General features: G+C 73.5%; 19 protein-coding genes and 1 tRNA gene. 9 read left to right on the top strand and 11 right to left on the bottom strand.

Annotated features, from left to right (window positions below):
• Nucleotides 1-85: 85 nt before the first annotated feature.
• Nucleotides 86-721: an alpha/beta family hydrolase gene (locus tag OH807_RS25580; RefSeq protein ID WP_406202929.1), complete on the bottom strand. Its 636-nt coding sequence runs from the start codon at nucleotides 719-721 to the stop codon at nucleotides 86-88.
• Nucleotides 722-826: 105 nt separating this feature from the next.
• On the bottom strand, nucleotides 827-1,579 hold the full coding sequence (locus tag OH807_RS25575) for an SOS response-associated peptidase (protein WP_406202927.1): 753 nt from the start codon (nucleotides 1,577-1,579) through the stop codon (nucleotides 827-829).
• Between the two features lie 144 nt (nucleotides 1,580-1,723).
• On the opposite strand from OH807_RS25575, the gene OH807_RS25570 reads away from it, so the two are divergent.
• The 5 genes from OH807_RS25570 to hisN all read left to right on the top strand — a co-directional run bounded on the left by OH807_RS25570 (nucleotide 1,724) and on the right by hisN (nucleotide 6,313).
• Complete coding sequence (locus OH807_RS25570) at nucleotides 1,724-2,440, top strand: M50 family metallopeptidase (RefSeq protein WP_406202925.1); 717 nt, start codon at nucleotides 1,724-1,726, stop codon at nucleotides 2,438-2,440.
• 129 nt (nucleotides 2,441-2,569) lie between these two features.
• On the top strand, nucleotides 2,570-3,901 hold the full coding sequence (aroA, locus tag OH807_RS25565) for a 3-phosphoshikimate 1-carboxyvinyltransferase (RefSeq protein ID WP_406202923.1): 1,332 nt from the start codon (nucleotides 2,570-2,572) through the stop codon (nucleotides 3,899-3,901).
• Nucleotides 3,902-3,917: 16 nt separating this feature from the next.
• The gene (rsgA, locus tag OH807_RS25560; protein WP_406202921.1) at nucleotides 3,918-4,973 is read left to right on the top strand and encodes a ribosome small subunit-dependent GTPase A; all 1,056 of its coding nucleotides are present in this window, start codon (nucleotides 3,918-3,920) and stop codon (nucleotides 4,971-4,973) included.
• Nucleotides 4,974-5,088: 115 nt separating this feature from the next.
• Nucleotides 5,089-5,412 (top strand): DMT family transporter, encoded by a 324-nt coding sequence (locus OH807_RS25555; protein WP_406202919.1) that lies wholly within the window; start codon nucleotides 5,089-5,091, stop codon nucleotides 5,410-5,412.
• Nucleotides 5,413-5,515: 103 nt separating this feature from the next.
• Nucleotides 5,516-6,313, top strand: coding sequence for a histidinol-phosphatase (gene hisN / locus OH807_RS25550; protein WP_406202917.1), 798 nt, complete (start codon nucleotides 5,516-5,518; stop codon nucleotides 6,311-6,313).
• A 75-nt stretch (nucleotides 6,314-6,388) separates the two neighbouring features.
• Here the strand turns inward: hisN and OH807_RS25545 are convergent, their stop codons facing one another.
• Nucleotides 6,389-7,867 (bottom strand): catalase, encoded by a 1,479-nt coding sequence (locus OH807_RS25545; RefSeq protein WP_406202915.1) that lies wholly within the window; start codon nucleotides 7,865-7,867, stop codon nucleotides 6,389-6,391.
• 106 nt (nucleotides 7,868-7,973) lie between these two features.
• Between OH807_RS25545 and OH807_RS25540 the strand changes: the two genes are divergently transcribed.
• The gene (locus tag OH807_RS25540) at nucleotides 7,974-8,393 is read left to right on the top strand and encodes a Fur family transcriptional regulator (RefSeq protein WP_406202913.1); all 420 of its coding nucleotides are present in this window, start codon (nucleotides 7,974-7,976) and stop codon (nucleotides 8,391-8,393) included.
• 96 nt (nucleotides 8,394-8,489) lie between these two features.
• Here OH807_RS25540 and OH807_RS25535 read toward each other — a convergent pair whose 3' ends face one another.
• The 3 genes from OH807_RS25535 to OH807_RS25525 all read right to left on the bottom strand — a co-directional run bounded on the left by OH807_RS25535 (nucleotide 8,490) and on the right by OH807_RS25525 (nucleotide 13,937).
• Nucleotides 8,490-10,238 (bottom strand): sel1 repeat family protein, encoded by a 1,749-nt coding sequence (locus OH807_RS25535; RefSeq protein ID WP_406211168.1) that lies wholly within the window; start codon nucleotides 10,236-10,238, stop codon nucleotides 8,490-8,492.
• Between the two features lie 575 nt (nucleotides 10,239-10,813).
• Nucleotides 10,814-10,887, bottom strand: a tRNA-Met gene (locus tag OH807_RS25530).
• A 101-nt stretch (nucleotides 10,888-10,988) separates the two neighbouring features.
• The gene (locus OH807_RS25525; protein WP_406202911.1) at nucleotides 10,989-13,937 is read right to left on the bottom strand and encodes a UPF0182 family protein; all 2,949 of its coding nucleotides are present in this window, start codon (nucleotides 13,935-13,937) and stop codon (nucleotides 10,989-10,991) included.
• Nucleotides 13,938-14,123: 186 nt separating this feature from the next.
• On the opposite strand from OH807_RS25525, the gene OH807_RS25520 reads away from it, so the two are divergent.
• On the top strand, nucleotides 14,124-14,687 hold the full coding sequence (locus OH807_RS25520) for a PPA1309 family protein (RefSeq protein ID WP_406202909.1): 564 nt from the start codon (nucleotides 14,124-14,126) through the stop codon (nucleotides 14,685-14,687).
• A gap of 100 nt (nucleotides 14,688-14,787) precedes the next feature.
• On the opposite strand, the gene OH807_RS25515 is transcribed toward OH807_RS25520, so the two are convergent.
• From OH807_RS25515 to OH807_RS25505, 3 genes are all read right to left on the bottom strand, one after another.
• A complete protein-coding gene (locus tag OH807_RS25515) occupies nucleotides 14,788-15,870 on the bottom strand; it encodes a PDZ domain-containing protein (RefSeq protein WP_406202907.1) in 1,083 nt (360 codons plus the stop codon).
• Between the two features lie 481 nt (nucleotides 15,871-16,351).
• Nucleotides 16,352-16,792: a molybdenum cofactor biosynthesis protein MoaE gene (locus OH807_RS25510; RefSeq protein WP_406202905.1), complete on the bottom strand. Its 441-nt coding sequence runs from the start codon at nucleotides 16,790-16,792 to the stop codon at nucleotides 16,352-16,354.
• A 210-nt stretch (nucleotides 16,793-17,002) separates the two neighbouring features.
• Complete coding sequence (locus OH807_RS25505) at nucleotides 17,003-18,151, bottom strand: NAD-dependent epimerase/dehydratase family protein (RefSeq protein WP_406202903.1); 1,149 nt, start codon at nucleotides 18,149-18,151, stop codon at nucleotides 17,003-17,005.
• Between the two features lie 210 nt (nucleotides 18,152-18,361).
• On the opposite strand from OH807_RS25505, the gene OH807_RS25500 reads away from it, so the two are divergent.
• Entirely contained in the window at nucleotides 18,362-19,939 is a 1,578-nt protein-coding gene (locus OH807_RS25500) for a zinc-dependent metalloprotease (protein WP_406202901.1), read from the top strand.
• The gene (locus tag OH807_RS25495; RefSeq protein WP_406202899.1) at nucleotides 19,936-20,523 is read left to right on the top strand and encodes an NUDIX domain-containing protein; all 588 of its coding nucleotides are present in this window, start codon (nucleotides 19,936-19,938) and stop codon (nucleotides 20,521-20,523) included. Before OH807_RS25500 ends, OH807_RS25495 begins: the two co-directional genes overlap by 4 nt.
• A 157-nt stretch (nucleotides 20,524-20,680) precedes the next feature.
• On the opposite strand, the gene OH807_RS25490 is transcribed toward OH807_RS25495, so the two are convergent.
• On the bottom strand, nucleotides 20,681-21,226 hold the full coding sequence (locus tag OH807_RS25490) for a M48 family metallopeptidase (protein ID WP_406211167.1): 546 nt from the start codon (nucleotides 21,224-21,226) through the stop codon (nucleotides 20,681-20,683).
• Nucleotides 21,227-21,580: 354 nt separating this feature from the next.
• On the bottom strand, nucleotides 21,581-22,024 hold the full coding sequence (locus tag OH807_RS25485) for a hypothetical protein (protein ID WP_406202897.1): 444 nt from the start codon (nucleotides 22,022-22,024) through the stop codon (nucleotides 21,581-21,583).
• Between the last annotated feature and the right edge of the window lie 136 nt (nucleotides 22,025-22,160).

Genomic DNA, 22,160 nt, shown 5'->3' with positions numbered 1-22,160 from the left:
CCCGGGCCGATCTTCACCCGAACGGGCGAGCGGAGCGCCACCGTCCCGCGGGCCGCCGAGGTCCCGCCGGCCGCCGCCCGTCGGCTCAGAGCAGGGCCAGCACCCAGTCGCCGACCGCCACGGTGATCAGCTCCAGCACCTCGTCCTGCCCCACCGGCGCCCGCTTCGGCACCTCGAAGCCGTGGCTCCCGTACGGCACCGGCACCATCGTGTGCCCGGCCGGCAGCGCGGGGAACTCGTCCGGACCGCCGAACGGATCCGCCGCGCTCTGCACCACCAGCGTCGGCAGCCCCGACTCCAGCAGCTCCGCCGCCCGGCTCTTCTCCGGCTTGCCCGGCGGGTGCAGCGGGAAGGCCAGCGCCACCACCCCGGCCGCGCCCGTCGCCGCGCCGGTCCGGCAGGCCACCCGGGCGCCGGCGCTGCGCCCGCCGACCACCAGCGGCAGCCCCGCCCCGGCCAGCCGCAGGGCCACCGGCGTCCACGCCTCGTCCAGCGTCCGCGGCGCCGGCCCGAGCCGCTTCCCGGCCACCCGCCAGGGCTGTTCGACCAGGGCCACGGTGATCCCGCGGTCCGGCAGCGCGGCGGCCAGCGCCACCAGGTCGCGGGCCCCGGTCCCGCCGCCGGCGCCGTGCCCGAGGGCCAGCACGGCCTTCGGCCCCGCCGCGCGGTGCCAGGTGATCCGGGCGTCCCCGACCGGGGTCGGGACGAGTTCGGCGGTCATCGTGCAGGTGCTCCCGTGCTGGTTCGGTTCGGATCGGCTCGGGCCGTGTCAGGTCAAGCCAGGTCAGGTCAGGTCAGGTCGGGCAGACCGGCCCGCGCCGGCGGCTCAGAACAGGGTGGTGACGTGCTCGGCCTCGTCCCACGGCAGGGTCAGCTCGGGCCCGTTGTTGCGGATGCTGCCGACCGCCGGCGAGACCGGGGTGACCCGCAGCACGCCCGGCGGCGGGGGTATCAGGAGCCGGCGCAGCTCGTCCGGGTCGCTCAGGCCCGGGTCCAGCCAGTCGTCGAAGGACTCCCGGTCCAGGAAGAGCGGCATCCGCTCGTGGATCGGGGCGAGCAGCTCCTCGGCCTCGGTGGTGACGATGGTGAAGGTCACCAGCCAGGCCTCCGGGTGGTCCGCGGGGACCGCCCGGTTGCGCCAGAACTCGTACAGCCCGGCCAGCGCCAGCGGGCTGCCGTCCGTCCGGGAGACGAAGAACGGCTTCTTCCGCGGCCGGCCGCGCTCGCCCGGCAGCGTCTGCCACTCGTAGTAGCCGTCGATCGGCAGGATGCACCGCCGGGACGCGAAGGCCTGCCGGTAGGAGGGCTTCTCGTGCACGGTGTCGGCCCGGGCGTTGATCATCTTCACCGCCGTCTCCGGCGACTTCGCCCACTGCGGCACCAGGCCCCAGCGCAGCACCCGCAGCTGGCGCACCGGCTCGGCCTGCCCACGGGGCACCCGGTCCAGCACCACGAAGGCGCTCTCGGTCGGGGCGACGTTCCAGCTGGGTGCCAGCGTCTCGGCCGGATCCCACTGCCGGACGCCGAACAGCTCGACGATGTCCTCGGGCTTGCTGCTGGAGGCGAAGCGACCGCACATGCCGTCAGCTTGCCACGCCGCCCGTTCTCACCACTTCCTCATTCCACGGAGCGAACCGCGGCCTCCCGCCCGGCCGTCCCCGCATGGGAGGCTGCCACCCCGGCCGCCACCCGCGGCGCGGGCGAACGGAGGCGGAGGGCGGACATGGACGTACAGAGCATCGGCGAGGTGTGGGACCGGGTCACCGGCACCCAGCCCGCCCCGCCCGACTGGCTCGTCCTGGCCACCGGTGCCGCCGCCCTGGTCCTGGTGGCCGTGCGACCGCTCTGGCGGGTCGGCCGCAACGCCGTGACCATCGCCCACGAGGGCGGCCACGGCCTGGCCGCGCTCCTGACCCGCCGCAAACTGGCCGGCATCCGGCTGCACTCCGACACCTCCGGCCTCACCCTCTCCTACGGGCGCCCGACCGGCCCCGGCATGGTGCTCACCGCCGCCGCCGGCTACACCACCCCGGCCCTGCTCGGCCTCGGCTGCGCCGCGCTGCTCGCCGCCGACCGGATCACCCTGCTGCTCTGGCTGGCCATCGCGCTGCTGCTGGCCCTGCTGGTCCGGATCCGCAACGCCTTCGGCTTCTTCTCCGTCCTGCTGGCCGGCGGCGCGTTCTTCCTGGTTTCCTGGTTCGGCACCGCCGAGGTCCAGGCGGGCTTCGCCTACCTCGGCAGCTGGTTCCTGCTGCTGGGCGCCGTCCGGCCGGTCCTGGAGCTCCAGCAGCAGCGCCGCCGCGGCCAGGCCCGGGACTCCGACGCCGACCAGCTGGCCCGGCTCACCGGCGTCCCCGGGCTCGCCTGGATCACCCTCTTCCTGGTCACCGCCCTGGCCTGCCTGGCCCTCGGCACCAGCTGGCTGCTCGCCGTCGGCTGACCCGCGGGCGCACGCCACGGCGCCGCGCGCCCGCGGGCGAGGGCGCCCGCCCCGGGCCGGGGGCGCGAGCCGCCGTCCGGCATCCGGCCGCCGCGCGGACGGTTCCCGTACGGCCCCTAAACTTGCCCCATGACCGAGACCCTGTGGCCCGCCCCCGTCGCGACCACCCCCGTTGACGCCACCGTCACCATCCCCGGCTCCAAGTCGGTCACCAACCGGGCCCTGGTGCTGGCGGCGCTCGCCGACGAGCCCGGCTGGGTGCGGCGCCCGCTGCGCAGCCGCGACTCCCAGCTGATGGCCGACGGGCTGCGCGCCCTGGGCGTCGGCATCGAGGAGCGGGTCAACAACGACTCCGGCGGCCTCGGTGGCGGCGAGGCCTGGCGGGTCATCCCGGCGCCGGCCCTGCGCGGCCCGGCCTCGGTCGACGTCGGCAACGCCGGCACGGTCATGCGCTTCCTCCCGCCGCTCGCCGTCCTCGCCGACGGCCCGGTGCACTTCGACGGCGACCCGCGCAGCTACGAGCGCCCCCAGCACGGCGTGATCAACGCGCTGCGCGCGCTCGGCGCCCGGATCGACGACGGCGGCCGCGGTGCCTTCCCGCTCACCGTGCACGGCACCGGCGCGCTGGACGGCGGCCCGGTCGAGCTGGACGCCTCGTCCTCCTCGCAGTTCGTCTCCGCCCTGCTGCTCTCCGGCGCCCGCTACAACCAGGGCGTCGAGGTCCGCCACGTCGGCGGCCCGGTGCCGTCGCTGCCGCACATCCGGATGACGGTCGAGATGCTGCGCCTGGCCGGCGTCCAGGTCGACGCCCCCGAGGACGGCGGCGAGAAGGACGTCTGGCGGGTCACCCCCGGTGCCCTGCTCGGCCGCGACATGGTGGTCGAGCCGGACCTCTCCAACGCCGCGCCGTTCTTCGCGGCCGCGCTGGTCACCGGCGGCCGGGTCACCGTCCGGGACTGGCCGAAGCACACCACCCAGCCCGGCGACCAGCTGCGCGACATCTACACGCAGATGGGCGGCGTCTGCGAGTTCACCGACGAGGGCCTGCAGTTCACCGGCACCGGCCGGATCCACGGCATCGAGGCCGACCTGCACGACGTCGGCGAGCTCACCCCGGTGATCGCCGCCGTCGCCGCGCTCGCCGACTCCGAGTCCCACCTGTACGGCATCGCCCACCTGCGGCTGCACGAGACGGACCGGCTGGCCGCGCTCGCCAAGGAGATCAACGACCTCGGCGGCGACGTCACGGAGACCGAGGACGGCCTGCGGATCCGCCCGCGCACGCTGCACGGCGGCGTCTTCCACACCTACGAGGACCACCGGCTGGCCACCGCCGCCGCGGTGATCGGCCTGGCGGTCGAGGGGGTCCGGGTGGAGAACGTGGCGACCACCGCCAAGACCCTGCCGGACTTCCCGAAGATGTGGGACGAGTTGCTCTCCGGAGTGGTGGCGGGCGGCTGAGCGGGAGACTGGGCACATGCGCCGTTACGGCAAGGACGCCGACGAGGACGACATCCGCAACCGCCCCGCGCGCCGGGGATCCCGGCCGCGGACCAGGATCCGCCCCAAGCACGAGGACGCGGCCGAGGCGATGGTGCTCACCGTCGACCGCGGCCGGCTGACCTGCCTGCTGGACGCGGGGACGAAGCACGAACGCGAGATCGTCGCCATGAAGGCCCGCGAGCTGGGCCGCAAGGGCGTGGTGGTGGGCGACATCGTCAACATCGTCGGTGACCTCTCCGGGGACGCCGACACCCTGGCCCGCATCGTCCGGGTCGAGGAGCGCAGCTCCGTCCTGCGGCGCACCGCGGACGACGACGACCCGTACGAGCGGATCGTCGTCGCCAACGCGCAGCAGCTCGCCATCGTCACGGCGCTGGCCGACCCGGAGCCGCGGCCCCGGCTGATCGACCGCTGTCTGGTGGCCGCGTACGACGCCGGCATGGAGCCGCTGCTGGTGCTCACCAAGTCCGACCTGGCCCCGGCCGAGCCGCTGCTGGAGGCCTACGCCCCGCTCGGCATCACCTACGTGGTGACCAGGCGGGACGAACTGGCCACCGCCGGCGCCGAGGCGGTCCGCGCGTACCTGCGCGGGCGCTCGACGGTGTTCATCGGCCACTCCGGCGTCGGGAAGACCACCCTGGTCAACGCACTGGTGCCGGCCCACCAGCGCACCACCGGGCACGTCAACGCGGTGACCGGCCGCGGCCGGCACACCACCGTCTCGGCGCTGGCGCTGCGGCTGCCGCCGCCCCCGGGTGCCAAGCCGGGCTCGAAGAAGGCGCTCGACCCGGGCTGGGTGATCGACACCCCGGGGTTCCGCTCCTTCGGTCTCTCGCACATCGACCCGTCCCGGGTCATCCACGCCTTCCCCGACCTGGAGCCCGGCACGGCGGACTGCCCGCGCGCGTGCAGCCACGACGAGCCGGACTGCGCGCTGGACGCCTGGGTCGCGGACGGCCACGCCGAGCAGGCCCGGCTCTACTCGCTGCGCCGCGTGCTGGCCAGCAAGGAGGCCCGGGAGGGCGACTGACGCGCGCGGACCGGCCGTTTTCGCGCGTTCGAGGTGTCGGACCGGCCCAGCCTGGTGATCATAGGAAAGTCGGCCGGACCGCCGCCCGACCCTCGATCGACAGGGAGAGCACGCGATGGCATGGGCTCTGGTGATCCTGGCCGGTCTGCTGGAAACCGGCTTCGCGATCAACCTCAAGCTCAGTGACGGCTTCACCAAGCTCTGGCCCACCATCAGCTTCTGCGTCTTCGCCCTCAGCAGCTTCGGCCTGCTCACCCTCTCCCTGAAGAGCCTGCCGGTCGGGCCCGCGTACGCGGTCTGGACCGGCATCGGCGCGGCCGGCACGGCGATCTACGGCATGCTCTTCCTGGACGAGACCACCTCGGTGCTCAAGCTGGTGTCGATCTCGCTGGTGATCGCCGGCGTGATCGGCCTCCAGCTCAGCGGCTCGGCCCACTGAGCCCGCCCGGGCCCGGGCACCCGCCCGACCGGACGGCCCGGGCCCGGTCCCGCTCCGCGAGCCGGACTGTCCCGATCAGAACCGGCTCGCTAGGGTCTTGGTCATGGCCGATTACCACGACGACCTCCGACTCGCCCATGTCCTCGCCGACTCGGCCGACTCGATCACCCTGGAGCGGTTCCGCGCGCTCGACCTGAAGATCGAGACCAAGCCCGACCTCACCCCCGTCAGCGACGCCGACAAGGCGGCCGAGGAGCTGGTGCGCGGGGTTCTCCAGCGCGCCCGGCCGCGCGACGCGGTGCTCGGCGAGGAGTTCGGCCTCCAGGGCTCCGGCCCGCGCCGCTGGGTCGTCGACCCGATCGACGGCACCAAGAACTACATCCGCGGCGTCCCGGTCTGGGCCACCCTGATCGCGCTGCTGGAGGACGGCCCGGACGGCGTCGAACGCCCGGTGGTGGGCATCGTCTCCGCCCCCGCGCTGAACCGCCGCTGGTGGGCGGCCAAGGACCTCGGCGCCTACGCGGGCCGCAGCCTGACCAAGGCCTCCCGGATCCACGTCTCCGGGGTCTCCCGGATCGAGGACGCCTCGTTCTCGTACTCCTCGCTCTCCGGCTGGGAGGAGCGCGGCCGGCTCGACCCGTTCCTCGACCTCACCCGGGCCTGCTGGCGGACGCGCGCCTACGGCGACTTCTGGTCGTACATGATGGTCGCCGAGGGGGCGGTGGACATCGCCGCCGAGCCCGAGCTCTCGCTGTGGGACATGGCCGCCAACTGCATCATCGTCGAGGAGGCCGGCGGCCGGTTCACCGGCCTGGACGGCGTGCCCGGCCCGGGCGGCGCCGACGCGGTCGCCTCCAACGGCGTGCTGCACGAGGAGACGCTGCGCCGGCTGAGCGTCTGAGACCGCTCCCCCGCATGGGTGCGGGCCCGGTGACCGGTCATCCGGTCACCGGGCCCGCTGCTTCGGGGGGTCCTGCTACTGCTGCTTGCGCAGCTCCCGGACGGCCGTCTCCAGGCGCTGCCCGTAGTCGGCGTCGGCCTTGCGGAAGTTCTCGATCGCCCGCTCGACGATGTCCTCGCGGTCGGCCGAGACCTTCGCGATGAAGCCGGCCAGGTTGGCGATCAGCCGCTGCTTCTCGTCCTCGCCGAACAGCCGGTACAGGGTGCCGGCCTGCACGAAGTCGTTGTCCTCGGCGTGCGAGGGCGCCTCGTGGGTGCCGGTGGCACCGGTGACGGCGGTCGGCGCCCAGAGCGGGCGGCCGGTCTCCACCGGGCCGCCGAAGCTGTTGGGCTCGTAGTTCTTCTGGCGGCCGTGCCGGCCGTCGTACAGGTGGCCGTCGCGGCTGTTGGTGCGCGCCTCGGCGGCGTGCGGGCGGTTCACCGGCAGGTGGTCGGCGTTGATGCCGACGCGGTAGCGGTGGGCGTCCGCGTACGCGAACAGGCGGCCCTGCAGCATCTTGTCCGGGGACGGCCCGATGCCGGGCACGAAGTGCGCCGGCGAGAAGATCGACTGCTCGACCTCGGCGAAGACGTTGTCGGGGTTGCGGTTGAGCTCCAGCTTGCCGATCTCGATCGGCGGGTAGTCCTCGTGCGGCCAGACCTTGGTCAGGTCGAACGGGTTGAAGCGGTAGGCCGCCGCGTCCGCCGCCGGCATGATCTGGACCTGCACCGTCCAGCTCGGGAACTCCCCGCGCTCGATCGCCTCGCGCAGGTCGCGCTGGTGGCTGTCCGGGTCCTCGCCCGCGAGCTTGTTGGCCTCGTCCTGGGTCAGGTTCCTGATGCCCTGGTCGGTCTTGAAGTGGTACTTGACCCAGAAGTACTCGCCGGCCTCGTTCTGCCACTGGTAGGTGTGCGAGCCGTAGCCGTTGAGGTGGCGGTAGGTGGCCGGGATGCCGCGGTCACCGAAGAGCCACGTCACCTGGTGGGTCGACTCGGGCGACAGGCCCCAGAAGTCCCAGACGTTGTCCGCCTCCTGCGAGCCGGTGTACGGGTCCCGCTTCTGGGTGTGGATGAAGTCGGGGAACTTGATGGCGTCCTTGATGAAGAACACCGGGGTGTTGTTGCCGACGAGGTCGTAGTTGCCCTCCTCGGTGTAGAACTTCAGCGCGAAACCGCGCGGGTCGCGGACGGCGTCGGCCGAGCCGAGGTTGCCGGCCACGGTGGAGAACCGCAGGAAGGTCTCGGTCTGCTTGCCGATCTCGGCGAGGAAGCCGGCCCGGGTGTAGGCGGTGACGTCGGCGGTCACCGTGAAGGTGCCGTACGCCGCCGCGCCGCGGGCGTGCACCACGCGCTCCGGGATGCGCTCCCGGTTGAAGTGGGCGAGCTTCTCGAAGAGCAGCTGGTCCTGGATCAGCGCCGGACCGCCGACACCGGCGGTCTCGGTGTTCTGGTTGTCGGCGACGGGGGCACCCGCCTCCGTGGTGAGGGTGGGGCGCAGCTCGTCCTGGGTCGTCATAAGAGGGTGCCTCCGCGTGATCCGATCGTGACGGACTCGATCCTAACTTGGACTTTGTCCAAGTCAATACTGGAACCAATCTCGGAGAGTGACTTACCCTGTCCCCATGAGCGACCTGCTGGAACGACTTCGCGGACGTGGGTGGCGGCTGACCTCGCAGCGCCGGGTCGTGGCCGAGGTCCTCGACGGAGAACACGTCCACCTCACGGCGGACGAGGTGCACGCCCGCGCCGTGGAGCGCCTGCCCGAGATCAGCCGCGCGACGGTCTACAACACGCTCGGCGAGCTGGTCTGCCTCGGCGAGGTGCTGGAGGTCGCCACCGACGGCCGGGCCAAGCGGTACGACCCCAACGCGCACCACGCCCACCAGCACCTGGTCTGCTCCGGCTGCGGCGCGATCCGCGACGTCCACCCCCAGGGCGACCCGCTGGCCGCCCTCCCCGCCACCGAGCGCTTCGGCTTCACCGTCTCCGGGGCCGAGATCACCTACCGCGGTCTCTGTCCGGACTGTACGAACAGACCCTGACCCGCACTCCCCCGGTCTCTCTCCCCCGCCTTCCCACGGCCTCCCCGGCCTTTCCCCCGCGCGCCCCCGTTCCCCCGCGAGCGCTCCTGCGTACCGCTACGCGCTGAGTTCCGCGTGCAGCGCGCCCAGCAGCCGGCCGGCCCGCTCCGCGACCTCGGCAGGGCCGTAGTCGGCGGCCCGCCGGCACCAGTTCTCCGCCTGCACCGGCTCGCCGCGGCGCAGCGCCAGCAGGGCGAGCCGCAGCGCGGCCCGGCCGTGGCCCGCGTCGGCGGCCCGGGTGTACCAGAGCATCGCCTCGGCCTCGCTGTCCTGCCGGGCCAGCAGCAGGCCGAGGTTGAACGCGGCGCTGCGGCTGCCCGCCGCGGCCGCCCGCCGGTACCAGCTCTCGGCGATCTCCAGCGCCCCCCGCTCGGCCGCCCGCACGCCCATCCGCACCTGCGCCCGCCGGTGACCGGCGTCGGCCGCCAGCGCGTACCAGTGCTCGGCCTCGTCGTCCGCGTCGCCGCGCCGGTCCAGCACCGAGGCCAGCCGGAACGCGCCCTCCGCCGAACCGCCCGCCGCGGCCTGCCGGTAGCGCTCCAGCGCACCCGCCAGGTTGCCGCGCTGCTCCTGCGCCACCGCCAGCTGGAGCGCCGCCTCGCCGTGGCCCTCGGCCGCGGCCCGCGCGTACCACTCCTGCGCCTGCCGCTGCTCACCGCGCCCGGCGTGCAGGACGCCCAGGTTGAAGGCGCCGTCGACGCTGCCGGCCTCGGCGGCCTTGGAGAACCACGGCTCCGCGCCGGACTCGTCGCCCCGCTGGAGCAGCACCACGGCCAGCGCGTTGCAGGCCTCCCGGTGCCCGGCGTACGCGGCCCGGCGGTACCACTGCTCGGCCTGCTGGTCGCGGCCCGCGCCGGCGCAGAGCAGCCCGAGGTTGAAGGCGCCGTTCTGGTCGCCGGCGTCCAGGGCGCTGCGGTACCAGCGCTCGGCCTCGGCGGACTCCCCGCGCGAGGCGTGCAGCGCGCCCAGGGCGTTCGCGGCGTTGCCGTCACCGGCCTCGGCGGCCTCCAGCCACCACTCGGCGGCTGCCGCGGCGTCCCCCGAGTCGCGCAGCAGGAAGCCCAGGGCGCAGGCGGCCCGCGGCTCGCCGTTCTGCGCCGACTGCCGGTACCAGCGGGCGGCCTCGTCCAGCAGGGCCGGCTCGCCGCCGGCCCGCTCCTCCAGCAGCACGCCGAGCCGCAGCGCCGCGCGCGCGTGGCTGCGGGCTGCCGCGACGCGGTACCAGGCCTCGGCGGTCTCCTTGTCCCCCGCGGCCTCGCGCATCCGGGCCAGCCGGTAGGCGGCCTCCCGGTGCCCGGCGTCGGCGGACACCTTGAACCAGCGCTCGGCGCGCACGTCGCGCCGGTGCTCCATCAGGTCGCCCAGCGCGTAGGCGCCCAGCGGGTGGCCGTGGTCGGCGGCGAAGTGCAGCCAGTACTCGGCGGCCTCCTCCTCGCCCTGGTCGCGCAGTTGGAGGCCGAGCGCGTGCGCGGCGGGCGCGCTGCCGGCCACCGCGGCCTGCCGCCACCACTGGGCGGCCTCGGCCCGGTGACCCTGCTGGTGCAGCAGGACCCCGAGGTTGTTGGCGGCCGCGCGCTGCCCGGCGGCGGCCGCGTTGCGCAGGTACGGTTCGGCGTCCTCCAGGTCGCCGCGGCGCAGCAGCAGGGTGCCGAGCCGGCCGGCGGCGTCCGGGTCGCCGTCGTCGGCGGCCTGACGGTGCCGCGACTCCAGGGCGGCCTGCTCACGGGCTGCCAGGGCGGTCTCGAAGCTGGCCGGGTCGAAGCCGGCCGGGTCACGGCCGTCGCCGGCCTCCGCGCCCTCGGTCATGGCGCTGTACGGGCCGATGGCCGCGGCGAACTGGCCGGCGGAGACGTGCACCAGGCTGTCGGGGCCGTAGCCACCGGCGGGCCGGCGCTCGGTCAGGCCGCTGGTGCGCTGGGCGGGCAGCGCCCCGGGGTGGTTCTCCGGACTCTCCGACCAGGCATCGGTGTCCGCCTCGGTGGTCGCCGCGGGCTTGGCCCCTGGCCCGCTCCTGCCGATCAGCCTCATGCCGACTCCCGCTCCCCCAGAGTGTCGCGGCACTCACCCCCGGCCAGCGGCCAGGAGGGCCCCCAGGGGGAGTGCCGGATCCGACGGCCGGTCAGCAGCCGCGCAACATCCCCCATGTGTCCCATCGTCGCATCACCCGCAACCCGCGTACACCTGCCCCGGCCGAATTCGGCGCGGCGGACCCGAAGCCGACGAAATTGCTTCGACGCTTTGTCGATTTCCCGACACTCGGGCCCTGCAAACCCCGCCGCCGGCGTCCTCGGCGACGGTCGATAGTACCGGAGGGCACCCACAGGCCCGGGAAACGCCAGAGGCCCGGAGGATGATCCTCCGGGCCTCTGCCTGCTACTGAGTAGCGGGGACAGGATTTGAACCTGCGACCTCTGGGTTATGAGCCCAGCGAGCTACCGAGCTGCTCCACCCCGCGTCGGTAACTGAACAGTAGCACGGGTGCGGAGCGGAACAGAAATCAGCTTTCCCTGCTCAGCGGGGCCGGCCGGCCGTCGAGCCCGGCCGGCCCCACCGGGCTCACGGGCTCGGGCTCGCCGCCCCGCCCGGGGTGGCGCCCGCGGTCGGGGCCGCCGTGGAGGGCGCCGTGGGGCTGCCGCCCCGCGCCGCCTCCGCCGCCTTCAGCGCGTCGCCGAGCGCCTTGTACGCCTTCTCCGCGTCGGACAGCGCCTTCTGCAGCTCGGGCGAGATCGTCCCGCCCGGCGCCGGCGTGGCCGGCGGGGTCGGCGTCCCCGTCCCCGGCGTGGCCGGCGAGGTGGGCGTCCCCGGCGCCGGTGTGGCCGGCGTCCCCGTGCCGGGAGTGGTCGGCGCCGTCGGCGTGGTGGCCGGGGCGGCTCCCGCGAAGACCTTCTTCAGCGCCTCCTCCAGGGTGTTCTCGAAGGCCACGTTGTCGTTGCCGTAGACCGCGAGCACCTTCTGGAGCGTGGGGTACTTGGCGCCGCGTCCGCGCACGTACACCGGCTCGACGTTGAGCAGGCCGCCGCCGACCGGCAGGGTCAGCAGGTTCCCGTACTCCAGCTCCGAGTCACCGCCGCTCTTCAACAGGGTGATCTGCTGGGCCACTTCCTGGCGCGAGTTGAACTGCGACTGCACCAGGTTGGGGCCGAGCGTCTTGGAGTCCGCGGGCACCTTCAGGATCCGGATCTTCCCGTAGTCCGGGCCCGGGTCCGCGCTGACCGCCATGAACGCCGCCAGGTTGTCCCGGTCCTTCGGCACGAAGGTGGTGGTCAGCGAGAAGCTCGCCGAGGTGACCGCCGGGTCCGGCATCCGCACCGTCAGGTAGTACGGCGGCTGGAACTGCTTGGTGTCGCTGGTCGGGTCGACCGGGATCTGCCAGACGTCGCTGCCGTTGAAGAACGAGTTGGCGTCCGTCACGTGGTACTGGCCGAGCAGGTCGCGCTGCACCTTGAACATGTCCTGCGGGTACCGCAGGTGCGACAGCAGCGTCGACGGGATGTCGGCCTTGGGCTTCACCGTGTCGGGGAACGCCTTCATCCAGGTCTTCAGCACCGGGTCGTTCTCGTCCCACTGGTACAGCGTCACCTCGCCGGTGTACGCGTCCACGGTGGCCTTGACCGAGTTCCGGATGTAGTTGACCTGGTTGGCGACGGTCAGCAGCTCGCCGCGCTGGTTGGTCAGCGAGTCCTTGGTGGCGCTGCCCAGCGTCGTCTTGGACGAGAAGGGGTAGCCGTCGGAGGTGGTGTAGCCGTCCAGCACCCAGACCACGCGGTTGTTCTCCACGACCGGGTACGGGTCGGCGTCGATCGACAGCCAGGGCGCGACCTTCTCCACCCGCTCCTTGGGCGTCCGGTCGTAGATGACCTTGGCGCCGTCGGTGATCGCTCCCGCGTACAGGATCTGCGGCTCGGCGAACTTCACCGCGTACGCGGCCCGGGTGATCGGGTTGTCCAGCGAGACGCCGCTGCCCCCGGTGTACTGGTACTGCTTGTTCTCACCGGAGTCGGTGGTGTAGTCGATCTCCTGGTTGGCGCCGCCGACGATCGAGTACGTCCCGGTCTTCTCGCCGTAGTAGATCCGCTGCTGGTAGTCGCCCAGCGAACCGTTGGCGGGCAGGCCGGACTCGGTGAAGACCGGCTGGCCCTTGTCGTTGACCTGGTTGCCCTTGGCCACCACGGCGCCGTAGCCGTGGGTGTACTTGAAGTGGTCGTTGATCCAGTTCCGCTGCACGCCGTTGAGGTCCAGCTCACGCAGGCCGATCACGGTGTCCTGGGCGGTCTCGCCCTTGCCGTAGCGGTCCACGTCCAGCGTGGACGGGAAGGCGTAGTAGGAGCGCTGCTGCTCGATCGACTGGAAGGTCGGCGAGACCACGTTCGGGTCCAGCAGCCGGATGTCCGCGATGGTCTGCGCGTCCGGCTTGATCGCATCCGCCGTGGTCGACCCCTGCGGGGTGTACTGGGTGGTCTGGCTGTCCGCGATCCCGTACGCCTGCCGCGTCGCGTCGATGTTCTTCTGGATGTACGGCGTCTCCTTGGCCTGCTCGTTCGGCTTGACCTGGAACTGCTGCACGATCGCCGGGTACACCCCGCCGATCAGCACCGCCGAGAGCACCATCAGCCCGAGGCCGATCAGGGCCGGGGCCCAAGTGCGGCGGATCGGGGTCAGGAAGAACAGCACCGCGCAGATGATCGCGACGAAGAACAGGATCGTCTTGGCCGGCAGGAACGCGTTGGCGTCCACGTAGCGCAGCCCGGTCCAGCCGCCCACCGTCTTGTAGGAGCCGGTCTTCACGGCCAGCGCGTACCGGTCCAGCCAGTAGGCGACCGCCTTCAGCAGCACGAACACGCCCAGCAGCACGGCCAGGTGGCCCTGCGCGCCGGCGCTCGCCCGGCGGCCCGGGCCCTGCAGCCGCAGGCCGCCGTACAGGTAGTGCACCAGCACCGAGGTGAGCAGCGAGACGATCACCGCGCTGAACGCGAAGCCGAGCAGGAACTCGTAGAACGGCAGCTCGAAGGCGTAGAACGAGACGTCCATGCCGAACTGCGCGTCCTTCACGCCGAAGGAGGTCCCGTTGGTCCAGAGCAGCCACGTCCGCCACTGGCCGGACGCCGCGGCGCCGGCCACCAGGCCGATCACCAGCGAGATCCCGATCAGCGCCCAGCGCTTGAACGGTGCCAGCCCGGCCCGGTAGCGGTCGAGGCTCTGCTGCTCCACCGACATCGCCGACAACGGCGGCCGGAGCCGGTGCGCCAGCCAGACGTTGAAGCCGACGACCACCGCCATCAGCAGCCCGAGGACGGCGAACAGGCCGATCTTCGTCCACAACTGGGTGGTGAACACCGAGGAGTAGCCGACCGACTTGAACCAGAGCCAGTCCGTCCAGAACCCGGCGAACATGACGAACAGCAGGAAGAGCACCGCGAGCACGCCCAGGGTCAGCAGGAGCACCCGCGCCCGCCGCGAGGGCGGGCCTACCCTGCGCCGGAATCCCGGCCCTGAGCGTTCCGGCATCTGGAATACCACGGTGGCACCTCAGCTGTGTCGTCTGGATGGGGTCGTCGTCAGTGCAACTTAACCAGGCTTTAGCCGAGTTCCCACCGTTAGCAGACGGTTACGACAAGGTTCCCCGGCCGCACCCGCCGGCCCCGGCCCCGCCGGTGGCACCCTGCGGGGCACCCGTCGTGTGAGGATTGGGACATGTCCGATGCCTCCAATTCCCCCGACGACGTCTCCAAGCTCCCGGCCGCGACCCCGCTGACCCGGGCCGCGCTGGAGATCGACGAGTACGCCGCCACCCTCGGCTGGGACCTCCCGGCCCGGCTGTTCGCCCTCGTCGACAGCCGCGCGCTGCGCAAGGCCGACCCCCGCATCGCCGAGCAGCTCGGCCTCGGCGACAGCGAGGAGCCCGGCCTCACCCCGATCGAGCAGGACGAACTGCCGGCCGGCATGGAGCTGGACAAGTTCCTCGGCACCATCGCCTGGCCCGACTCGGTGGCCGGCTGCGCCCTGGTGGTCGAGCGGCTGATGCTGCCGCCCGGCGCCGAGCAGTCCCGCCCGCGCAACGCCTCCGACGCCCAGCTCGCCGACTGGGTGGCCAACCACCCCAAGCGCGAGGAGGTCCGGATCACCGCGGCCGTGCTGCGGGGCGGCAAGAAGGAGATCGCGCTGCGGCTGCGCTCCAAGGACGTCGCGCGCGAGGTGCTGACCGGCCCCGACCTCGTCCCGGGCCTGACCGAAGCACTGCTGGCGACCTTCTCCTGACTCCTGAGGCCGCTCCCGCCGGTGACCCGCCCGGGGTGACCCGCCCGGTCGCCCGGCGGGTGCCCCGGCCCGGCTACCGGATCCCGGCCCGGCTCCCGCTCTAGGCGGCGCAGGACGGCAGCGCGGAGGTCTGCCCGGAGCGGATCTGCTCCAGCGACTTCAGCGCACCGTCCAGCGTCTCGGCCTTGACCAGGGTCAGACCGGACGGCGTGTTCTTGCCCGCCTCGGCGCAGTTGGCGGCCGGGGTGAAGAAGTACTGGGCGCCGGCGTCCCGGGCGGCGATGAGCTTCATCGATATCCCGCCGATCGGACCGACCTTGCCGGCGTCGTCGATGGTGCCGGTGCCCGCGACGAACCGGCCGCCGGTGAGGTCCTCGGGCGTCAGCTTGTCGATGATGCCGAGCGAGAACATCAGCCCGGCGCTCGGCCCGCCGACGTCCTGCAGGCCGATGTCGATCTGGAACGGATAGGTGTGCCGCACCCCGGGCCGGATGCCGACCATCGCGGCGCCGGTGTCCGGGGACTTCACGGTCGGCACGGTGATGTCCGTCCGGGCCGCCGCCGGATCGGCCTTGCCCGCGTCCTTGGCCATCGGCACCACGGTGAAGACCGCCGACTCTCCGGGCTGGTGCTTGGTGACGGCCTTGGCCACGCCCTCCGCGTCGGTGACCGGCGTGCCGTCGACCGCGACGATCCGGTCGCCCGCGTGCAGCCGGCCCTCCGCCGGGGCGCCGGCGGTGACCGACTGGACGATCAGCTCACTGCCGATCGGGATGCCGAGCTGGGTGAGCGCCGCCGTCCGCGCGTGGTCCTCGGAGAGCGCGAACTCCTCCGCGTTCTGCTTCTTGGCGTCCGCGTCGCTCTGCCCCTGCGGGTACACGTTGTCGTGCGGCACCACCAGGACGTCGTCCCGGAGCCAGCCGACCACCGCGTTCACCAGGCTGGGCTCGTAACGGGCCCCGGTGACCTGGACGGTCGTCATGTTGAGGTGGCCGCTGACCGGGTACGACTCGTGGCCGGTGACGGTGATCACCGGCGTGCCGGTCTTGTCCTGCACGCCGAGCGTGTTGTACGTCGGCCCCGGGCTCATCTCGGTGTACGGCACCTTCATCAACACCGAGGCGCAGAGCAGCGCTATGAGCAGCAGGGTGGCGGCGAGCATCGTCGCAGAGCGGCGTGGCATGCCTCGACAGTACGGGACGCGGCCGACGACGCGCCCGCCGGGCTACCGGCCGGGGCCTTCGCCCGGACCGGAGCCCGTGGTGGTGCGTTCCATCGCCGCCATGAAGCGCCGGTGCTCGGCGAGTGAGGCGGGGTCCCCCGTGGCTCTCGGTGCCCGTTGGGCCCAGCCCGCCCACACGGCGGCGAGCAGAGCGGCGACAACCGGAATGATCAACCAGGCGAGCGCAGCCATGTCCGTACTCCCAGCTCGTCGTGTCTATGAGCAGATTAACCACCCCGGCGGACAACGTGGGTGGCGCCGTCCGGGTTACGGGACGGCCGATCGGCTCACTGCCAAGGAGTATTCGGCGCAGCGGCCCACACCCGTTCGAGTGAGGGCACGGCGCGCCTGCACGCCGGTCCGGTCCCCGCGGGGCACCGGGCCCCGCCACGGGGCTGCCGGCGGGCCGACCGGGGCCTGCCTGGGGGCTGACGGGGGCGGGTCAGCAGCTTCCGGCGCCGACCCACTCCTCCTCGCCGTCGGTGAAGACCTGGTGCTTCCAGATCGGCACCTCGTGCTTGAGATCGTCGATCAGCCGGCGGGCTGCGGCGAAGGCCTCACCGCGGTGGGCACAGGAGACGGCGACGATCACGGCCTTGTCGGTGATCTCCAGCCGGCCGATCCGGTGGACCGCCGCGAGTGCCCGGACCGGGAAGTCCGCGACGATCTTCTCGGCGATCCGGCGCATCTCCTGCTCCGCGGAGGGGTGGCAGCTGTACTCCAGTGCTGCCACCGACTTGCCGCCGTCGTGGTCACGGACCGTCCCGACGAAGACGGTCGTACCGCCGGCCGCGTCGTCGCCGACCGCCTCGTACACCTCGTCGAGCGAGAGCGGGGTGTCGCGGACGGCGAGCAGGCGGATGGGGTCGTGGTTCTCGGACATGACCCCATGATTCCTCATCCCGGCCGGGGGCGGGCAAGTGGCTTCCGTATCACGATTGTGAAATTTCGCATCGTGAGAAACCGGGCCCCTGAGGGAGCGGGCAGGGCGGGGCGGACGGGACGGGACGGCAGGGCCCGGGAAGGCCGCCGGGCCGGCAGGCCGGTGCCCGTACCCGGGAACCCCCGGCCCGCCCGCCCCGCCCGGGGCCCGTCAGAAGCGGCGCCGCTTGCGCGCCCGCCGGACCAGCGCCGCCGTACCGACCAGTGCCACCGTCGCACCGGCCGCGCCCAGGCTGGTGGCGGCCTCCTTGCCGCCCAGCCGCCGGCCGGCCACCGCGTGCTTGCCCGAGACCTGCGCCAGCAGCTCCGCCAGCACCTGCTCATTGGTGTGGGCGGGCCGCCATCCCGCCTCGTGCAGCCGGCTGCCGGAGACCACCCACGGGTACATGGTGTACGCAAGGTCGCCGGCCGGGGCCGGGGTCAGGCCGAGCCGGTGCAGCCGGGCAGCGGTGCCGAGCGCCAGCGAGGCCGGCAGCTCCATGCGCCGGATCCCCGACAGCCGCTCCACGTCCTCCTGCTCCAGCCAGCCGTCGCAGCCGACCGTCACCTCGCCCTCGACCAGGCCCAGTGCCGCGTACTCCAGCGCCGCCGCCAGGTCGTCGACGTGGCAGAACTGCCAGCAGGGCCGCGAGCCGGCCACCACCAGCAGCCGGGGCGCCTCGAAGTGCCGGGTCAGCACGGTGTCGATGCCCGGCCCGACCACCACGGCCGGACGCAGCACCGTCACCTGGAGGCCCGGGTGGGCGCGCGGGGCCCGCCGGGCCAGGCGCTCGATCTCCAGCAGGTCCCCGACCAGCGAGGCCTCCTCGGTGGCCCGCAGCTCCGAGTCCTCGGCCAGCGGCACCTCGTTGTCGGCCAGCGCGCCGTAGACCATCGCCGAGGTGCAGAGCACCACCCGGTTCACCCCGGCCGCGGCGGCGGCGGTCAGCACCGTCTGCGCGCCGCGCACGTTGTAGGCGCTGCGGGCGCGCGGGTCGGACTCCATGCCGAGGTCCATCGCCAGGTGGACGACCACGTCCACCCCGGCCAGCCGCTCGGCCACGGCAGGGTCCCGGACGTCCAGCACGCGCCACTGCACGCCCGGCACTTCGCCGCGGCGGTCGTCCACGGCGAGGACTTTCTTCACCCCCGGCGAGGCCACCAGGCGGGCCGCGACCCGCTCACCCAGGACGCCGGCGGCGCCCGTCACGGCCACGGTCAGCGGCCTGCCGCCGTAGGCTGGAGGCGGCGACGCCGTGATGTCCGGGGCGTCCTCGTCTCCGGTCAGCCCAGAGCGAACGTCCGAAGGCGGGGAACTCACCGACCATCCTCCACGGTTAGCTTATGTGCGTACGTACGTGTGTCACGTACGTCCATCCTGCCCGAGGCGGAGGCCCGGCGGTGCACCCGGCGCGGGCCAGCCGTGCGGGAGCCGCCCACCGGCCGCGAGTCCCCCACTCCGCCGACCGCCCCGGGCGTGCAGACTTTTCCGCCACCACCCCGCATGACGGCCGACCGGATCGAGGACCCCGTGAGCGACCTTCCCTTCGGATTCGGCGTTCCGCCAGAGGAGCCCGAGGACGGCAAGGCCAAGCCCGAGGACGCCAAGGGCAAGCCCGGCGACGAGCAGAAGAAGGAGCCGGGCGGCCCCCAGCCCTTCGGCTTCGGCAGCAACCCGCTCGGCGCGCTGTTCGGCATGGGAATGCCCGGCGGCCCCGGTACGCCCGGCACCCCGGGCGCTCCCGGCGGGGCCGACAACCCCTTCGCCGCGATGTTCGGCGGCCTCAACCCCAACGACCTCGGCGCCGCCTTCCAGCAGATCGGGCAGATGCTCTCCTTCGAGGGCGGCCCGGTGAACTGGGACCTCGCCAAGGACATCGCCCGCCAGACCGTCGTCGCCGAGCCCGTCGAGGGCAGGTCCAAGGACCGCTCGGTCAGCGCCACCGAGCGCTCGGCCGTCGCCGAGTCCGTCCGGCTGGCCGACCTGTGGCTGGACGGCGCCACCGAGTTCCCCTCCGGCGCCGGCACCGCCGTCGCCTGGAGCCGGGCCGAGTGGATCGAGGCCACCCTCCCGGTCTGGAAGGACCTGGTGGACCCGGTCGCCGAGCGGGTCGGCAACGCCATGGGCGGCGTCCTGCCCGAGGAGATGCAGGCCATGGCCGGCCCGCTGATGGGCGTGATGCGCTCGATGGGCGGCGCCATGTTCGGCACCCAGATCGGCCAGGCGCTCGGCGCGCTCGCCGCCGAGGTGGTCGGCTCCACCGACGTCGGCCTGCCGCTCGCCCCGGCCGGCAAGGCCGCCCTGCTGCCGCAGAACATCGCCGAGTTCGGCGAGGGCCTGAACGTGCCCGCCGAGGAGGTCCGGCTCTACCTCGCCCTGCGCGAGGCCGCCCACCAGCGGCTCTTCGCCCACGTGCCGTGGCTGCGCGCCCACCTGTTCGGCGCCGTCGAGGCCTACGCCCGCGGCATCAAGGTCGACACCTCCCGGATGGAGGAGCTGGTCGGCCAGCTCGACCCGGCCAACCCGGAGGCGCTCCAGGAGGCGCTGGCCGGCGGCCTGCTCCAGCCCGAGGACACCCCCGAGCAGAAGGCCGCCCTCGCGCGGCTGGAGACGGCGCTCGCCCTGGTGGAGGGCTGGGTCGACGCGGTCGTGCACACCGCCGCCGAGCCGCACCTGCCGCAGGCCGGCGCGCTGCGCGAGACCGTCCGCCGCCGCCGCGCGGCCGGCGGGCCCGCCGAGCAGACCTTCGCCACCCTGGTCGGGCTGGAGCTGCGCCCGCGCCGGCTGCGCGACGCCGCCCGGCTCTGGGCCCTGCTCGCCGACGCCCGCGGCGTCGGGGGCCGCGACGACCTCTGGCAGCACCCGGACATGCTCCCCACCGCCGCCGACCTCGACGACCCGGACGCCTTCGTGCACCGGGACACCGCGGGCGGCCTGGAGGGCGGCCTCGACTTCGACGCGATCGACAAGCTGCTCGGCGAGGCCGCCGCGGGCGGTGCCTCCCCGGAGTCCGGCCCGCGGCCGACCCTCGACAAGAAGCCGGCCGAGGGCGACCAGAACACCGAGGGCGGGAACGGCGAGGACGGCAAGGGCGGGGCCGGCGCATGACGCTCACCGGGACGGGCTCCTCCGCCCTCCACGCGGACGCCGTCCGCACCCTGAGCGGCTGGCAGCCCGCCGAGCCGGAGCAGGACCAACTGCGCCGCGACTACCTGGAGCACCTGGCCGGGCAGCCCGAGGGGCTGTTCCGGTCCTGCCTGCCCGCCCACATCACCGCCAGTGCGGCGGTCGTCGACCCGGCCGCCGGGCGGGTGCTGCTCACCCTGCACCCCAAGGTCGGGATCTGGCTGCAGATGGGCGGCCACTGCGAGCCGGGCGACGCCGGCCTGGCCGCCGCCGCGCTGCGCGAGGCCACCGAGGAGTCGGGCATCCCGGACCTCGCCCTGCTGACCGTCGACGGCCTGCCGGTGCCCGCGAAGCTGGACCGGCACCAGGTGCGCTGCACCGGCAAGGACCGGCCCGAGAACACCCATCTGGACGTCCAGTACGTCGCGGTGGCCCCGCCCGGCGCGCAGGCGCTGATCAGCGAGGAGTCGCTGGACCTGCGCTGGTTCGACTACGACCACCTGCCGGAGCTGACCGACCACTCGGTCCGCGACCTGGTGGCGCGGGCCCGGAAGCTGACCGCCTGAGACCGGCGTTGGGGTGAAGGCATGAGGAGGGGGCGCGGACGACGTGGTCCGCGCCCCCTTCGACGTTCCCGGTGTTCGACCTTTCCGGCGGTCCCGGCGTTCTCGGCGGTCCCGGCGTTGAGCGCGCCCAGGACCGGCCGGCCCGCCGCGTCGCCGCTCAGCCGCAGGAACCGGCCGGTTCGGGCTCCGCCGGGCCGCCCGCGTTCCGGGCACCGGGGATGTGCGGCAGCCGGGCCGCCGAGACCACGCCCTCCAGGTAGCCGCGGGCCCGCTCGGTGCGCGGGTAGGCCTCCAGCAGCGCCCAGAACGACGGGCCGTGGTCCGGCACCAGCAGGTGGGCCAGCTCGTGCAGCAGCACGTAGTCGACGACGTACTCCGGCATGCCCTGCAGCCGGTGCGAGAGCCGGATCGTCCGCTCGCTGGGGGTGCAGGAGCCCCAGCGCGAGTTCTGGTTGGTGACCCAGCGGACCTGGGCGGGCCGGGCCCGGCCACCGAGGTAGGCGGCCGACAGCTCACGGGCCCGGGTGGCCAGGGCGTCGTCGCCCAGCACCCGCCGGCTCTCCTGGGCGGCCAGCTTCTCCAGCATCTGGGTGACCCAGCGCTGCTCCTCGGCGAGCGACATCCGGGCCGGGATCAGCACGATGGTGCGGTCGCCCTCGCGGTACGCGGAAACCGTACGACTGCGGCGGGCGCTCCGGCGCACTTCGACCCGGGAGCGGTCGAGGTGCTGTTTCTCGACGTGGCCCTCCGCACGGCTCTCCGGGTGCGGAGCGGGCTGCGGGGCTGCGGGGGAGGTCGGCCGCTGATCCGGGCGCCCGCGCGTACTCGGCGCCGCCACCTGCGACCCTGACGCTGCACGGGCACGCCGACGCGACGCCGGGGGATGGGAGTCCCGTTCGGCTGCCATGGCACACGACGTTACCCGGTAGCACTGACAGAAGTCCGCTGCCGTGGCCGAAATCTTTCGTGGAGTGATCGGGAACGAAAGGCCGACAGAAGGTGTCCGGAATCCGACCCGGGGCCGGACGGCCGGTTATCCACAGGGCATGCGAACCGATCATCGGATCATGCGGCCGCGCCTGTGGACAACGCGGCGCACGCCGTCGGACCGATCGGGCATGCTGCCGTCAGCCGTCCGGAAACGATCGGAAGGGGATCCCCCGTGCGTCTTCTGCTGAAGCCCGCTCTCTCCCGCAGCTGGCGGGACTCCGAGACCTTGCAGCTGGGCACCGTCCGGCGCTACGCCGGCGTGCTGGAACAGGTGGACCGGCCCGTCCGCGACTTCCTCGGACTGATCGACGGCACCCGCGACCGGCCCGCACTGCTGGCGGCCGGCGAGCGGATCGGCCTCGCCCGCGAGCCGGCCGAGGCACTGCTCGACCGGCTGGAACGGACCGGGCTGCTCGACGACGCGGACGCCACCGATGCCGCACTGGCACGCTACCCGCAGCCGCACCGCGAGCTGCTGGGCCCGGACGCCGCCTCGCTCTCGCTGGTCCACTCCGGGCCCGGCACCGGGCCCGCCGTCCTCGCCCGCCGGGCCGGGCAGCGGGTCGAGGTCCGGGGCGCCGGCCGGGTCGGCGCGGCGGTCGCCGCCGTGCTCGCCGCGGGCGGCGCCGGCACCGTCACGGTGGTGG

Source organism: Kitasatospora sp. NBC_01560, from assembly GCF_045208415.1.
In the GTDB taxonomy this organism is placed as follows: Bacteria; Actinomycetota; Actinomycetes; order Streptomycetales; family Streptomycetaceae; genus Kitasatospora.
Note: the sequence above shows the minus strand (reverse complement) of the source record. Positions and strands in the feature narration are given on the sequence as shown.